A 15538-nucleotide genomic window follows, 5' to 3' on the forward strand; every position below is an offset into this window, starting at 1 on the left:
TACAATCCGCCGCGTCGCCCGCGCGGACCCCGCCGCGCACCGCGGAATGCCCCACTTCACCGACCCGAGAACGGCGTGACGCCCGATCAGTATTGCCAAGAAAAAGCCGCCGCGAGCGGCTCCAGCCTGTACTACAGCCTCCTGTTCCTGCCCCCCGCGCGGCGGCAGGCGATGACCGCGCTCTTTGCCTGGTGCAAGGAACTCAGCCTGGTCGTCGATGACACCCACGATGAAAGCGTGGCGCACCAGCAGCTTGCCTGGTGGCGCAACGAACTCGGCCAGATGTTCAGGGGCGCCCCCACCCACCCGGTGACCAAGGCGCTGCAGCCGCACCTGCAGGCCAGCGGCCTGACGCAGGCCATGTTCGGCGAGGTGCTCGAAGGCATGGAGATGGACCTGACCCAGTCCCGCTACCTCGACGACATCGCGCTGGCGCGCTATTGCCATTGCGTGGCCGGCGTGGTCGGGACCATGAGCGCGCGCATGCTCGGCTACCAGGATCCGCGCACGCTCGAATTCGCCGAAAAGCTCGGCTTGTCGCTGCAGATGGTCGATATCCTGCGCGACGTGGGCGAGGACGCGCGCCGCGGCCGCATCTACCTGCCGGTAAACACGCTGCAGCGCTTCCAGGTGCCTGCCTCGGAGATCACCCAGGGCACGCATTCGGACCGCTTCGTGGCGTTGATGCGCGAACGGGCCGGCCAGGCGCGCACGCTGTACCGCGAGGCGCTGGCCCTGCTGCCGCGCACCGACCGCCGTGCCCAGCGCGCCGGCCTGGTGATGGGCGCGCTCTGCCAGACGCTGCTCGACGAACTCGAGGCCAGCGACTTCCAGGTGCTCGGCCAGCGCATCTCGCTCACCCCCATGCGCAAGCTGTGGATTGCATGGAAGACGTGGATGCTCAACCGCTAGGCACCGCCCCCGGCGCGCCGGCGCTATCATCCTGAATCTGATTGTCCTGATCCGCGCTGCCCGCCCAAGGGCGTGCGGCCATTTGCGCTTCCCCCTGCCCTGCCTGCCATGACCCCATCGGCCCAACCCAGCCAATCCGCCCAATCCGCCCAATCCCCGCAAGCCAGCCTGTCGCTCGGCCAGGCCATCCTCGACCAGGCCGCCGCGCTGGCGCGCTTCTCGGACATGGAAGGCGGCCTGACCTGCGCCTACCTGACCACGGCCCACCGCGCCGCGCAAGCCCAGCTGGCTGACTGGATGCGCGAAGCCGGCATGGCGGTGCGCATCGACGCCATTGGCAACGTGATCGGCCGCTACGCCGCCGATCCCGCCGCGGGCGAAGCGGCCCGCGTGCTGATGACGGGTTCGCACTTCGACACGGTGCGCAACGGCGGCCGCTACGACGGCCGGCTCGGCATCCTGCTGCCGGTCGCCGTGGCGGGTGCGCTCAACGCGGCCGGCATCCGCCTGCCCTACCACTTCGACGTGGTGGCCTTTGCCGAGGAGGAAGGGCTGCGCTTCAAGACCAGCTTCCTGGCCAGCAGCGTGCTGGCCGGCCGCTTCGACCCGGCCCTGCCGGAGCGCAGCGATACCGATGGGGTAACGATGCGCGAAGCGCTGGCCACCTCCGGCCTGCCGGGCGCGGGCGACCCCGATGCCTTGCGGGCTGCTGCGGTCGACCCTGCCACCCTGCACGGCTTCGTCGAAGTCCATATCGAACAGGGGCCGGTCCTGCTCCACCACGAACTGCCGCTCGGCGTGGTGACGCAGATCGCCGGCAGCAGCCGTTTCCAGGTGCGCGTGCAGGGCCTCGCCAGCCACGCCGGCACCACGCCCATGACCATGCGCAAGGATGCCGCCGCCGCCGCCGCCGAGATGGTGCTGCTGGTGGAGCGGCGCTGCGGCGAGGCGCCGACGCTGGTGGGTACCGTCGGCCAGTTGCAGGTGCCGAACGGGTCCAGCAACGTCATTCCCGCCGAATGCGTGTTCTCGATGGACATCCGTGCCGGCGAGGACGCCATCCGCGAAGCCGCCATCGCCGACATCCTGGCCGGCATCCAGGCCATCGCGGCGCGCCGCGGCCTGGCCGCCGAGGTCGAACGGGTGACGCCGGTCAACAATGCGCCCTGCGCGCGCTGGCTGATGGACCAGTTCGGCGCCGTGCTCAGGAAGCGCGGGCTGGACGCGTTCGAGCTGCCCTCGGGCGCCGGCCACGACGCCATGATGATGCAGCGCATCACCGATGTGGCCATGCTGTTCGTGCGCTGCGGCAACGGTGGCATCAGCCACAATCCGCTGGAGACCATCACCGCCGAAGACGCCCAGCTCGCGGCCGAGGTGTTCGTCGATTTCCTGCGGCATTTCCAGCCGCGCGCCTGATCCCGCTTTGCTGTCCGGGCGCGGTGCGCTTGCGGTCTCCCCGTAAATCGTATTGGATGAAAGGCACACCAATCACAAGATCGAAAGATCACAAAGGAGACGCGCATGGCGCAACGCAGACTGTCGGTGCTGACGGAGGGCCACACCTTCCTGGAAGGCCCACGCTGGCATGAGGACCGGCTCTGGCTCTCGGACTTCTATAGCCAGCGGGTGATCGCGGTGAGCCTGGACGGCAGCGTGGAGCAGATCGCCGAGGTGCCGCAGCAGCCGTCCGGCCTTGGCTGGCTGCCGGACGGGCGCCTGCTGATCGTCTCCATGCGCGACCGCAAGCTGCTGCGGCGCGAGCCCGATGGCAGCCTGGCGGTGCACGCCGACCTCTCGGCCGTCGCCACCGGGCACGTCAACGACATGGTGGTCGACCGGCACGGCCGCGCTTACGTCGGCAATTTCGGCTTCGACCTGATGGCCGGCGCGCCGATGCGCACCGCCAGCCTGGCGCGCGTCGACCCGGACGGCACGGTGTCGGTGGTGGCGGATGGCCTGTTCTTCCCCAATGGCTCGGTGATCACGCCGGACGGCAAGACGCTGGTGGTGGGCGAGACCCTGGGCAACCGCATATCGGCCTTCGACCTGCACGACGATGGCTCGCTGGGCCCGCGGCGCGACTGGGCGCTGTTCGGCAGCCAGCCTGCCGGGACCGAACTGGCGCAGGTCCTGGGCGGCGCCAGGGTCGCACCGGACGGCTGCGCGCAGGATGCCGAAGGCGCGCTGTGGGTGGCGGATGCGATCGGCAACCGCGTGCTGCGGGTCATGCCGGGCGGCCATATCGCCGAGGAAATCGCCTGCGGCACGGGCGTCTTTGCCGCCGCGCTGGGTGGCCCGCACGGCAGGACCCTGTTCCTCGCCGCGGCGCCGAACTTCGACGAGGCGCAGCGGCGTGCCTCCCACCTTGGCCATGTCCTGATGACCGAGGTGGAAGTGCCGCACGCCGGCCTGCCCTGAGCGCGTTGCGCCGCCGGGGCCGGCAGCCACGTGCAAGCCCGGACCCGGCCAAGTAGGACGGACGCCGATATCCCCGCTGCCACGAATGGTGGCAAGCTCATGCCAGAGTGGCGTCAGCCGCCCTGGTACATCTCCCTGCCGAGGTCGTAGAGGCTCTGGCGCAGCTTGCGTCGCTCGTCGGGCGACAGCTTGTCGTTGGGCAAGGTGCGCGGAAGGCGGTCATTGAGGCTGCGCTCGGCGCGGGCCTTGCCGGCGTGCGCGCGCGCCTCGTCCTGGTTCAGGCGCTCGCGGTCGTTGCGGGGAAACCCGTCGCGGGCGCCGAGGCCATTGGGAGTGCCCGCGGGCATGGGAGCGACGGGGGAAGCCGCCCGGCCCGGTGCCGGCAGCAGATGTGCGATGCCGGGCGACTGGGGGAGCGCTGCGCCGGCGGCAAGCAGCAGTACTGCCGTCGCGCCGGCATGATAAAGGAGTTGCCCGGCGCGCTTGCGGGTGACTTTCATTGATAATAGCGGTTTTAGCTTCTGAAACAGCGGCCGTCTGGCCGCCGGAAGCCGGAAATCCCGTTATCCAGCCGCACGCCGTCGGGGCTTGCCTGCCAGCCTGGCAGGCAACCGCGAAATGCGCTGACAAAGCACGCGAACAGAGCAGAAAAAGCGCGCGCGGAGGCAGCTGCGGAAACGGTATGCGGCAGTGTACAAGCAGGGTGGATGCGCACCGCCATACCACGCGGTAAAGTATGTAACCTTTTGTTAAGCCATTTTGACCGAAAGCGATTGTCGCTAAGATACCGCCATGGAAAATACCAGTCACAAGATTCTCGTCGTAGACGACGACCCCCGTCTGCGCGACCTGCTGCGCCGTTACCTTGGCGAACAGGGCTTCACGGTACTGGTAGCGGAAAACGCCACCGCGATGAACAAGCTGTGGTTGCGCGAGCGCTTCGACCTGCTGGTCCTCGACCTGATGATGCCCGGCGAGGACGGCCTGTCGATCTGCCGCCGCCTGCGCGGCGCCAATGACCAGACGCCCATCATCATGCTCACCGCCAAGGGCGAGGACGTCGACCGCATCGTCGGGCTCGAAATGGGCGCCGACGACTACCTCCCCAAGCCGTTCAACCCGCGCGAGCTGATCGCACGCATCCATGCGGTGCTGCGCCGCAAGGGCCCGGCCGAAGTGCCCGGCGCACCGTCGGAGACGCCGGAAACGTTCGCCTTCGGCGACTTCGTGCTCAACCTCGCCACGCGCACGCTGACCAAGAACGACGAAGAAATCACCCTGACCACCGGCGAATTCTCGGTGCTCAAGGTATTTGCCCGCCATCCGCGCCAGCCGCTGTCGCGCGAAAAGCTCATGGAAATGGCGCGCGGCCGCGAGTATGAAGTCTTCGACCGCAGCCTCGACGTGCAGATCTCCCGCCTGCGCAAGCTCATCGAGCCCGACCCGGGCAACCCGCGCTTCATCCAGACGGTCTGGGGCCTCGGCTACGTATTCATCCCCGATGGCGTGAAGTAAGGCGCCGGGGATCGTGGCGACTGTTTTCAGCCGCACGGCTACGCGCCTGTTCGGTTCGCTATTCTGGCGAACCTTCATGCTGATCGCCCTCCTGCTGGCCCTCTCGCTGGGTATCTGGTTCCAGAGCTACCGGCTCTTCGAACGCGCGCCGCGCGCCCAGCAGATTGCCATGCAGGTGGTCAGCGTGGTCAAGCTCACGCGCGCTGCCCTGCTCTATTCCGACCCCGCGCGGCGGCGCTTCCTGCTGCTCGACCTGGTGCAGAACGAAGGCATCAAGGTCTACCCGCGCGAGAAAGACGACGACTTCTCGGTACCGACCACGAACCCCTTCCTGACCCAGCTGGTGCAGCAGGAGATCCGCGGCCGGCTCGGCGAGGACACCGTCCTCGCCACCACCGTCAACGATATTCCCGGCGTGTGGGTCAGCTTCGAGATCGAGGGCGATGACTACTGGGTAGCGATCAGCCCCGAGCGCTTCGAACGCGTGCCAGGCATCCAGTGGCTATGGTGGAGTATCGCCGCGCTGCTGCTGTCGATCATCGGCGCCGCCTTCATCACCTCGCTGGTCAACCACCCGCTCAAGCGGCTGGCCAACGCGGCGCGCGCCATCGGCGGCGGCGGCGACCCGCCCACGTTGCCCGAGCACGGCGCCAGCGAAGTGGCGCTGGCCAATCACAGCTTCAACCAGATGGTGCACGACCTGCGCCAGCTCGACGACGATCGCGTGGTCATGCTGGCCGGCATCTCGCACGATCTGCGCACCCCGCTCACGCGGCTGCGGCTGGAGACCGAGATGTCGCCCGTGGACGACTCCACGCGCGAGGCCATGATCGCGGACATCGAGCAGATGGACGCCATCATCGGCCAGTTCCTCAACTATGCGCGGCCGGCGCTGGAAACCGTGGAGCCGGTGGACCTGTCGGCGCTGGTGCAGGACGCGGTGGGCGTCTACGGCGCGCACGACGACGTGCGCGTGCATGTGCGCGCCGGCGAGCCGGTCATGGCCGTCGCCAACCGCATGGAAGTGCAGCGCATCCTGGACAACCTGGTGGAAAACGCCCGGCGCTATGCCAAGGACGAGGATAACGGCGTGGCCGTGGTCGAGATCAGCACGCGCATCGAGGACAAGGAAGCGGTGCTGACCGTGGCCGACAATGGCAGCGGCGTGCCGGAGGCGCAACTGCCGCTGCTGACCCGGCCGTTCTACCGGCTCGACGGCGCGCGCAGCGAAGCCAAGGGCGCAGGCCTGGGGATGTCGATCGTCAACCGGATACTGCAACGCAACGGCGGCAGGCTGATGCTGGCCAACCGCCCGCCCCCGCGCACCGGGCTGGTGGTCAGCGCCTTCTTCAAGCGGGCCTAGGCGCTCGTTCCCGCCACTTCGCGCCAACGTTCCGGCGCGCATATCGAAGGCCATCGCGCGGCGCCCGCCTGGGCACCGCGCGATGGCCTTTCGCTTTTGCGGGCGCGCACGGGCTTGCGAAGCCGACTCCTGTGGCACCCGACAAGTGGCGCTCCCCACACCCCGCTCTCGCATTGACAGGTTTTCGACAGCCATTGATATCTGTTTGAAAGCCCTTTGACAGCGGAATGACAGCGCCCCGGCGCACACTCCCGCCATCAGCCGGAGGCCGCCCCAGGACAAGGCAAAAGCCCGGGAACGGTGCCTCCGCCACGCTGACCGTCATCACCACAATCAAGCCACCGGGACCAACCGGCGGCGTCTGCGAGAGACAGCCACATGTCAAGCTCCCCATCCCAGCAGCACGGGTTCCGTACCGTGTTCCGTGTCGTCAGCGGCAACTTCCTGGAAATGTACGACTTCATGGTGTACGGCTTCTACGCCGCCGCCATCGCCAAGACGTTCTTCCCCAGCGGCAATGAGTTCGCTTCGCTCATGCTTTCGCTCGCGACCTTCGGCGCGGGCTTCCTGATGCGCCCGCTCGGCGCCATCGTGCTGGGCGCCTATATCGATCATCACGGCCGCCGCAAAGGCCTGATCCTGACGCTGGTGCTGATGGCGCTGGGTACCTTGCTGATCGCCTGCGTGCCGGGCTATGCCTCGATCGGCGTGGCCGCGCCGCTGCTGGTGCTGGCGGGCCGCCTGCTGCAGGGCTTTTCGGCCGGCGTGGAACTGGGCGGCGTCTCGGTCTACCTGGCCGAAATCGCCAAGCCCGGCAAGAAGGGCTTCTACGTGGCCTGGCAATCGGCCAGCCAGCAGGTGGCGGTGATCTTCGCCGGCCTGCTCGGCGTGATACTGCACTCGCTGCTGTCGCCCGAGCAGATGGGCGAATGGGGCTGGCGCGTGCCGTTCCTGATCGGCTGCCTGATCGTGCCTTTCCTGTTCCTGATCCGCCGTTCGCTGGAGGAAACCGAGGAGTTCAAGACGCGCAAGCATCGCCCCAGCATCAGCGAGATCTACCGCTCGATGGCCGAGAACTGGCGCATCATCGTTGCCGGCTGCTTGCTGGTGGTGATGACCACCGTGTCGTTCTACATGATCACGGCCTATACGCCGACCTTCGGCAAGACCGTGCTCAAGCTCGACGATGTCGACAACCTGGTCGTGACCATCTGCATCGGCCTGTCCAACTTCATCTGGCTGCCGCTGATGGGTGCCGTGTCGGACCGCGTGGGCCGCAAGCCCCTGCTGATCATCTTCACCATCGCCACGCTGGTCACGGCCTACCCGGCGGTGTCGTGGCTGGTGGCAGAACCGTCGTTCAGCCGCCTGCTGATGGTGGAGCTGTGGCTGTCCTTCCTCTACGGCAGCTATAACGGCGCCATGGTGGTGACGCTGACCGAAGTGATGCCGCCCGCGGTGCGCACGGCAGGCTTTTCGCTCGCGTACAGCCTGGCCACGGCCCTGTTCGGCGGCTTCACGCCGGCGATCTCCACCTACCTGATCCACAGCACCGGCAACAAGGCCGCGCCCGGCTTGTGGCTGATGTTCGCCGCGGCGTGCGGGCTGGTCGCCACGCTGGTGATCTTCCGCGCCGGCCGGCAGCACGTCTATGCGGCGCCGGCGGGCAAGACCGCCTGAACCGCCGCGCGCGCCGGTGGAGTAGACTTCCGGTTCCGGCACGCCGCCCCTGGCGGGCGGGTCGATGCGACGCGTGCGGCGCGCCCCCGCCCTGGCTGACACGGGGCCGCAATATCAGGCGGCCACTATCGTCTGCCGGCATTCGTGGCATTCGTCGTCAGCCGGCACTCGCCTGGCACGCACTGCCGGTCGCGCGGACTTCCCGCGCTGGCTATCGGGCTCTTTGAGAATATCAATTAGCCCAGCCTGCGGGGATGACGCATAATCCATGTTCGTTGCGCTGCGGCCCGCCCCCCCGGCTGGCCGGCAGCGCGAGCGTCTCTCTTCAACCGTATCCAGGAGCAGTCTATGAAGACCGTTGGTGACAAGATCGAAGCCTTCCACGTCGTCGGTGTCAAGCCGGGTTTCAACAACCATGAAGAGAATGGCCAGTCGGCCTTTGAAGACATCACCGAGAAGTCGTTCGAAGGCAAGTGGAAGATCATTTACTTCTACCCGAAGGATTTCACCTTCGTGTGCCCGACCGAAATCGTTGCCTTCGCCAAGCTCAACGGCGACTTCGCCGACCGCGACGCGATCGTGCTGGGCGGCTCGACCGACAACGAATTCGTGAAGCTGGCATGGCGCCGCGAACACAAGGACCTGAGCAAGCTGGACCAGTGGCAATTCGCCGACGTGACCGGCTCGCTGATCGACCAGCTGGGCGTGCGTGACCACGCTGCCGGCGTCGCCCTGCGCGCTACCTTCATCGTCGACCCCGACAATGTCATCCAGCACGTCTCGGTGAACAACCTGAACGTCGGCCGCAACCCGGACGAAGTCCTGCGTATCCTGGACGGCCTGCAAACGGACGAACTGTGCCCGTGCAACCGCGCCGTTGGTGGCGCCACGCTGTAAGCAGCCGCACCGCTTGCATGCTGCGCAGGCTGCCGGTGATGCATTGCCGGCGGCCTGCGGCGATCTGCGCGCGGGCTTCGGCCCGCGCCTCGAAACCCGCCATGGCGGGTTTTTTGAGCCCGTACCGATAGGAGATTTGTATGGAATTCATCAGCACGATTAAGGGCCTGATTCCTGACTACGCCAAGGATATCCGCCTGAACCTCGACGGCACCATCGTGCGCTCCTCGCTCGAGGGCAATGATGCCGTGGCCGTGGCCCTGGCCGCCGCCTTCGCCGCCAAGAGCCGCGTGCTCGTCGATGCGATCCGCAACGCCGGCGTGCTCTCGCCCGAGGAAACCAACGCGGTGCTGACCGCCGCCGCGCTGATGGGCATGAACAATGTCTGGTATCCGTACATCGAGATGGCCGACGATCCCGACCTGGCCAGCCAGCCCGCGGGCCTGCGCATGAACGCGTACGCCACGCACGGCGGCGTGGACAAGCGCCGCTTCGAAATGTACGCGCTGGCGGCGTCCATCGTCGGCAAGTGCCAGTTCTGCGTGAAGTCGCACTACCATCTGCTCAAGAACGAGCAAGGCATGACGGCGCAGCAACTGCGTGACGTGGGCCGCATCGCCGCCGTGATCGTGGCAGCCGCCAATGTGATCGCTGCAGAGTAAGCATCCACGGGCGGGACGGCGCTAGCCGTCCCGCCGCGCCGGCTTTTGTTGCCGACGCGCCAAGTCGGTAATTCACTGACTGCATTTGTGCTCCGAAGGGCCTACAATCCAGCAAGGTCACAGCCTTCGCCCCCCTTCGCCATGAGCACCCTCCCCTCGCATACCTCCCCGCGCTTTCGCTACCGGCTTGCCGCCGTGCATGACTGGGGCGACATCGCCGCCGTGACCCAGCAGGCTTACGGGCAGTACGAGCTGGATATCATGGAGGATTGCCGTGCATCGTTCCAGCAGGGCATGAAATCCGTACTGGCGGCAAACACATCGGAAATGGAATGGTGGGTGGCCGAGACCGATCACGGCGTCAGCGGCGCGGTGCTGTTCTGCCACCCGGGCGCCACCCTGCAGGCGCTGGACGGCAGCACCATCACGCTGGCCCTGCCCGAGGCACGCCTGCTGGCGGTCAGCCCGCAGGCCCGCGGACTCGGCCTGGGCCGCACGCTGATGCAGGTATGCATCCAGCGCGCGCGCGACATCGGCGCCGGTGCGCTGCTGGTGCGTACCATGCCGGAGATGAAATCGGCCAACCAGCTGTGCCAGCAGATGGGCTTCGTCAAGCGCACCGAGGCCGGTGCGCGCTCGGGGCCGATGGCCGGGCTGATCGACTACATCTACGCCGTGCCGCCCGAAGGCGCCGCCGCGCCCGCGGGCTGAACGCCGCCACTACCCGCGCGCCCCTGGAGGCGACCTCCCCCGAGCCGCGTCTTCAGTCCTGCGAAGGCGTGATCGCGCCGCGCCAGATCAGCACCACGGCCTGCGCCACGATCCCTTCCTGACGGCCTTCGAAACCGAGCTTCTCGTTGGTCTTGGCCTTGACGTTGCAACTCGACGCGGGCAGTTCGAGATCCTCGGCCAGGTTAGCTACCATGCCGCCGATATGCGGCGCCAGCTTGGGCGCCTGCGCAATCACCGTCGCATCCACGTTACCGATCTCGTAGCCGGCCTCGCGCACGCGCCTGGCCGCCTCGCGCAGCAGCGCGCGGCTGTCCGCGCCGGCAAAGCGCGCATCGGTATCGGGGAAATGACGGCCGATATCGCCCAGGCCGGCCGCGCCGAACAGCGCATCGGTGATGGCATGGAGCAGCGCGTCCGCGTCGGAATGCCCCAGCAGGCCGCGGTCGTGGGGAATGTCCACGCCACCCAGGATGAGCTTGCGGCCGGGCACCAGTGCGTGCACGTCGTAGCCTTGGCCGACGCGGATATCGAATGGGGTCATGGAAGCGTCACTCCTTGAGGAAAAAGACGAGTTCGGGATTCGGGATCAGGCAATGCAGTTCAGGACTTGACCGCGGCGGCATCGCCCAGCAGCAGTTCGGCCAGCGCGAAATCTTCCGGATAGGTCACCTTGAAGTTGCGCAGCGAACCGTTCACCAGGCGCGGATGCAGGCCCAGCCGCTCGATGGCGCTGGCCTCGTCGGTCACCACCGCGCCGGCCGCCAGCGCCTCCTGCAGGGCCTGGCGCAGCACGCCGATGCGGAACATCTGCGGAGTCTGCGCCTGCCAGAGGCCTTCGCGCGAGACTGTGGCGCCGATGCGCACCACCGCACTCTGGCCGGGCGCCGGGTTGGCGCGCTTGAGCGTGTCGGGCACCGGCACGGCCAGGATGCCGCCGATGGCGGCGTCGGGGCCGTCTTCCTCGCCGCCCTCGCCCTCCACCGCGCGCACCAGCGCGTGAATCATGGCGGGCGTGAGTCCGGGACGCGCGGCATCGTGCACCAGCACCCAGTCGCGATCGGTCGCGCCAAGCTGCGCCAGGTGATGCAGGCCAGCCAGCACCGACGCGTGGCGCGTATCGCCACCCACGAAGGCGGTATCGAAGCGCAGGCCGGCAAAGGCATCGGCGCCGAAGCGCGACTCCAGCGGCATGTCGTCGGGCGCCAGCACCAGCGCGGTGGCGCTGATGGCGTCACAGGCAGCAAAGGCGGCGAGTGCGTACCAGATCATCGGCCTGCCGGCCACGGTCTGGTATTGCTTGGGCAGGCTTCCGCCGGCGCGGCTGCCGGTACCGGCACAGGGAATCAGGGCAAAACGGCGGGCAGACACGGATAGCGCAAGGAGCAAGGTGGGTGCGGGGCACAGGACGCGCTGCAAGGCCGGCGGATTCCGCCCCCTCGGGGGGCAGGCAGGCGCGGCCGTGGAAACGCGGCGATGGAAACGTGCTTCTTGAAACGTGGATTCGGTGCGCATTCTATAATACGGCCTTCGCCCGCGGACAAGCGGGCGATAAAAGCCGATGAAAGCGTGCGGCCCGTTTGTCTTTTGCGGGCGGCGCATGCACCGCCCACCCCCCGCCCGCGACGCCGGCGGGGCGTTGCCGTTGCGTGGCCGCGCATTCATGCCTGGTCTCTTTCGTGCGCGCCTTTTTCGCATGATTGCGTGCGGTTTTCCGTCCAGGCCCAAACACCTACAGCGCGCGCAGCACGCCAACCGCCAGTCCGTACCCGATGCCCGAAGCCATTCGCCCCGCCCCCTTCGCCAACCTGCCCCTGGTCAAGGCAGGCCAGCGCAATACCGTCGCCGGCCTGCCTGGCTCCGCCGATGCGCTGGCGCTGGCCGCCTACGCCCGCCAGCACCGCGAGCGCGTGCCCATGCTGGCCGTGGTGTGCGCCAACGCGACCGATGCCCAGCGCCTGGCCGAAGAAATCCCCTGGTTCGCGCCGGAACTGCGCGTGCGGCTGCTGCCGGACTGGGAAACCTTGCCGTACGACAGCTTTTCGCCGCACCAGGACCTGGTCTCCGAGCGCCTGGCGACCTTGCACGATATCCAGGGCGGCCAGTGCGACATCATGCTGGTGCCGGCGCAGACCGTGCTCTACCGGCTGGCGCCACCTGCCTTCCTGGCGGCCTATACCTTCTTCTTCAAGCAGGGCGAGCGGCTTGACGAAAACGCGCTCAAGGCCCAGTTCACGCTGGCCGGCTACGAGCACGTGAGCGCGGTGATGCGGCCCGGCGAATACAGCGTGCGCGGCGGGCTGATCGACCTCTACCCGATGGGCTCGGCGCTGCCTTACCGCATCGACCTGTTCGGCGACGAGATCGAGACCATCCGCGCGTTCGACCCGGACACGCAGCGCAGCCTGTATCCGGTCAAGGAAGTGCGCCTGCTGCCGGGCCGGGAATTCCCGCTCGACGAGGCCGCGCGCACCGCGTTCCGCGGCCGCTGGCGCGAGATATTCGAGGGCGACCCGACCAAGTCGCCGATCTACAAGGACATCGGCAACGGCGTACCGTCGGCCGGCATCGAGTACTACCTGCCGCTGTTCTTCGAGCAAACCGCGACCGCGTTCGACTACCTGCCCGAGGGCAGCCAGCTCGCCTTCGTAGGCGACGTGCCCGACGCCATCCGCCGCTTCTGGGCCGACACCACGCAGCGCTACAACTTCATGCGGCATGACCGCGAGCGCCCGCTGCTCGCACCCGCGGCCCTGTTCCTCTCCGACGAGCAGTTCTTCGCCGCCGCCAAGCCGCTGGCGCGCCTGGTGCTGCAGGCCGGCGCCACCGACGCCGCGCCGCTGGCCGAGGCATTGCCCGATGTGTCGGTCAACCGGCGCGCGGAAGATCCGCTGGTCAACCTCGAAGCGCTGCTGCTGAAGAAAGACCGGCGCGTGCTGATGTGCGCCGATTCCGCCGGCCGCCGCGAGACCTTGCTGCAACTGTTCGGCGAAAGCGGCCTGCGCCCGCTGCCGGTGGATGACTTCGCCGCCTTCCTGGCCGGCGATTCTCCCTTCTCCATCGCGGTGGCGCCGCTGCAGAGCGGCTTCGCCCTGCCCGCGGCCGATGGCGGCATGCCGCTGGTCTTCGTCACCGAAGCCGAGCTCTACGCGGGCGTGGCGCGCCGCACCGGGCGGCGCAAGCAGGAACAGGCCAGCGCGGTCGACTCGATGGTGCGCGACCTCGCCGAGCTCAAGATCGGCGACCCGGTGGTGCACAGCGAGCACGGCATCGGCCGCTACCAGGGCCTGGTGACGCTCGACCTGGGCCAGGGCAACGAAGAGTTCCTGCACCTGGACTATGAGAAGGGCAGCAAGCTCTATGTGCCGGTGCACCAGCTGCACGTGATCTCGCGCTATTCCGGCGCCGATCCCGACACCGCGCCGCTGCACTCGCTCGGCTCCGGCCAGTGGGACCGCGCCAAGCGCCGCGCCGCGCAGCAGATCCGCGATACGGCGGCCGAGCTGCTCAACCTGTACGCGCGCCGCGCCTTGCGCGAAGGCCACGCCTTCCCGCTCTCGCCCAGGGACTACGAGAAGTTCGCCGAGAGCTTCGGCTTCGAGGAAACGCCCGACCAGGCCGCGGCCATTTCCGCGGTGATCGCCGACATGACCTCGGGCAAGCCGATGGACCGCCTGGTGTGCGGCGACGTGGGCTTCGGCAAGACCGAGGTGGCGCTGCGCGCGGCCTTCGTCGCGGTGATGGGCGGCAAGCAGGTGGCCATGCTGGCGCCCACCACGCTGCTGGCCGAGCAGCACTTCCAGAACCTCTCCGACCGCTTCGCCGAATGGCCGGTGCGCATCGTGGAGCTGTCGCGCTTCAAGACCAAGAAGGAGATCGACGGCGCCATCAAGATGATCAACGACGGCACCGCCGACATCGTGATCGGCACCCACAAGATGCTGTCCGACGACGTGCGCTTCCAGCGCCTGGGCCTGGTCATCATCGACGAGGAACACCGCTTCGGCGTGCGCCAGAAGGAAGCGCTCAAGACCCTGCGCGCCGAGGTGGACGTGCTGACGCTCACCGCCACGCCGATCCCGCGCACGCTGGGCATGGCGCTCGAGGGCCTGCGCGACTTCTCCGTGATCGCCACCGCGCCGCAGAAGCGCCTGGCCATCAAGACCTTCGTGCGGCGCGAGGAAGACGGCGTGCTGCGCGAGGCCATCCTGCGCGAGCTCAAGCGCGGCGGCCAGGTCTACTTCCTGCACAACGAGGTCGAGACCATCGAGAACAAGCGCGCCAAGCTGGCCGAGCTGGTGCCGGAGGCACGTATCGCCGTGGCGCACGGGCAGATGCACGAGCGCGAGCTGGAGCGCGTGATGCGCGATTTCGTCGCGCGGCGCGACAACATCCTGCTGTGCACCACCATCATCGAGACCGGCATCGACGTGCCGACCGCCAATACCATCCTGATCCATCGCTCGGACAAGTTCGGCCTGGCGCAGCTGCACCAGCTGCGCGGGCGCGTCGGCCGCTCGCACCACCAGGCCTACGCCTATATGCTGGTGCACGACGTGGACGGCCTGAGCAAGCTGGCGCAGCGCCGGCTCGAAGCCATCCAGCAGATGGAAGAACTGGGCTCGGGCTTCTACCTGGCCATGCACGACCTGGAGATCCGCGGCGCGGGCGAAGTGCTGGGCGACAAGCAGTCGGGCGAGATCCACGAGATCGGCTTCCAGCTCTATACCGACATGCTCAACGCGGCCGTGAAAGCGCTCAAGGCGGGCAAGGAGCCTGACCTGATGGCGCCGCTGGCGGCCACCACCGAGATCAACCTCGGCACGCCGGCGCTGCTGCCCAACGACTACTGCACCGACGTGCACGAACGCCTGTCGCTGTACAAGCGCCTGGCCAACTGCGAGACGGCCGAGCGCGTGGACGATATCCAGGAAGAGCTGATCGACCGCTTCGGCCGCCTGCCGGCGCAGGCGCAGGCGCTGATCGAGACCCACCGGCTGCGCATTGCCGCGGTGCCGCTGGGCGTGCGCAAGATCGACGCCAGCGAGACAGCCATCAGCATGCAGTTCCTGCCGAATCCGCCGATCGACGCCATGAAGATCATCGACCTGGTGCAGAAGAACCGCCATATCAAGCTGGCCGGGCAGGACAAGCTACGCATCGAAGCCAAGATGGCCGACGTGGCGGTGCGCGCGCAGACCATCAAGCATACGTTGCGCCAGCTGGCCTGATCATTGCTCGCCGCATGGCTTCCCGCCCGCGCAACGCGGGCGGCGGCGCCACGATGGTGCAACGCGCATGGACCCGCGGGCCGGCACGGTGTAGCATCGTTTGCTTAACACGTTACCCATAGCCTCAC

General features: G+C 67.7%; 13 protein-coding genes. 10 read left to right on the top strand and 3 right to left on the bottom strand.

The window, feature by feature from the left end:
- Positions 1-75 precede the first annotated feature (75 nt).
- The 3 genes from hpnD (at position 76) to AB4Z48_RS17135 (ending at position 3333) form a co-directional block, all read left to right on the top strand.
- The gene (hpnD, locus tag AB4Z48_RS17125) at positions 76-912 is read left to right on the top strand and encodes a presqualene diphosphate synthase HpnD (protein WP_441615985.1); all 837 of its coding nucleotides are present in this window, start codon (positions 76-78) and stop codon (positions 910-912) included.
- Between the two features lie 108 nt (positions 913-1020).
- On the top strand, positions 1021-2331 hold the full coding sequence (locus tag AB4Z48_RS17130) for a Zn-dependent hydrolase (protein ID WP_441615987.1): 1311 nt from the start codon (positions 1021-1023) through the stop codon (positions 2329-2331).
- Between the two features lie 105 nt (positions 2332-2436).
- Complete coding sequence (locus AB4Z48_RS17135) at positions 2437-3333, top strand: SMP-30/gluconolactonase/LRE family protein (protein ID WP_441615989.1); 897 nt, start codon at positions 2437-2439, stop codon at positions 3331-3333.
- A gap of 113 nt (positions 3334-3446) precedes the next feature.
- Here the strand turns inward: AB4Z48_RS17135 and AB4Z48_RS17140 are convergent, their stop codons facing one another.
- The gene (locus AB4Z48_RS17140) at positions 3447-3833 is read right to left on the bottom strand and encodes a hypothetical protein (protein WP_441615991.1); all 387 of its coding nucleotides are present in this window, start codon (positions 3831-3833) and stop codon (positions 3447-3449) included.
- A gap of 292 nt (positions 3834-4125) precedes the next feature.
- Here AB4Z48_RS17140 and ompR point away from each other — a divergent pair, with 292 nt between their 5' ends.
- The 6 genes from ompR (at position 4126) to AB4Z48_RS17170 (ending at position 10161) form a co-directional block, all read left to right on the top strand.
- On the top strand, positions 4126-4848 hold the full coding sequence (gene ompR, locus AB4Z48_RS17145; protein ID WP_006576352.1) for an osmolarity response regulator transcription factor OmpR: 723 nt from the start codon (positions 4126-4128) through the stop codon (positions 4846-4848).
- A 13-nt stretch (positions 4849-4861) separates the two neighbouring features.
- Positions 4862-6211: an ATP-binding protein gene (locus tag AB4Z48_RS17150; RefSeq protein ID WP_441615993.1), complete on the top strand. Its 1350-nt coding sequence runs from the start codon at positions 4862-4864 to the stop codon at positions 6209-6211.
- A gap of 378 nt (positions 6212-6589) precedes the next feature.
- On the top strand, positions 6590-7891 hold the full coding sequence (locus AB4Z48_RS17155; RefSeq protein ID WP_441615995.1) for an MFS transporter: 1302 nt from the start codon (positions 6590-6592) through the stop codon (positions 7889-7891).
- A 348-nt stretch (positions 7892-8239) separates the two neighbouring features.
- Positions 8240-8788, top strand: coding sequence for a peroxiredoxin (locus AB4Z48_RS17160; RefSeq protein WP_441615997.1), 549 nt, complete (start codon positions 8240-8242; stop codon positions 8786-8788).
- A gap of 140 nt (positions 8789-8928) precedes the next feature.
- Positions 8929-9450 carry a carboxymuconolactone decarboxylase family protein gene (locus tag AB4Z48_RS17165; RefSeq protein WP_441615999.1) on the top strand — a complete coding sequence of 174 codons (522 nt, stop codon included), beginning with the start codon at positions 8929-8931 and terminating at the stop codon, positions 9448-9450.
- 141 nt (positions 9451-9591) lie between these two features.
- Positions 9592-10161: a GNAT family N-acetyltransferase gene (locus AB4Z48_RS17170; RefSeq protein ID WP_441616000.1), complete on the top strand. Its 570-nt coding sequence runs from the start codon at positions 9592-9594 to the stop codon at positions 10159-10161.
- 52 nt (positions 10162-10213) lie between these two features.
- Here the strand turns inward: AB4Z48_RS17170 and ispF are convergent, their stop codons facing one another.
- Complete coding sequence (gene ispF / locus AB4Z48_RS17175; protein ID WP_441616002.1) at positions 10214-10723, bottom strand: 2-C-methyl-D-erythritol 2,4-cyclodiphosphate synthase; 510 nt, start codon at positions 10721-10723, stop codon at positions 10214-10216.
- Positions 10724-10782: 59 nt separating this feature from the next.
- Complete coding sequence (gene ispD / locus AB4Z48_RS17180) at positions 10783-11550, bottom strand: 2-C-methyl-D-erythritol 4-phosphate cytidylyltransferase (protein ID WP_441616004.1); 768 nt, start codon at positions 11548-11550, stop codon at positions 10783-10785.
- A gap of 401 nt (positions 11551-11951) precedes the next feature.
- Between ispD and mfd the strand changes: the two genes are divergently transcribed.
- Entirely contained in the window at positions 11952-15410 is a 3459-nt protein-coding gene (gene mfd / locus AB4Z48_RS17185) for a transcription-repair coupling factor (RefSeq protein ID WP_441616006.1), read from the top strand.
- The last annotated feature ends 128 nt before the right edge of the window (positions 15411-15538 follow it).

Source organism: Cupriavidus sp. 2TAF22 (assembly GCF_052115045.1).
Taxonomy (GTDB): domain Bacteria; phylum Pseudomonadota; class Gammaproteobacteria; order Burkholderiales; family Burkholderiaceae; genus Cupriavidus.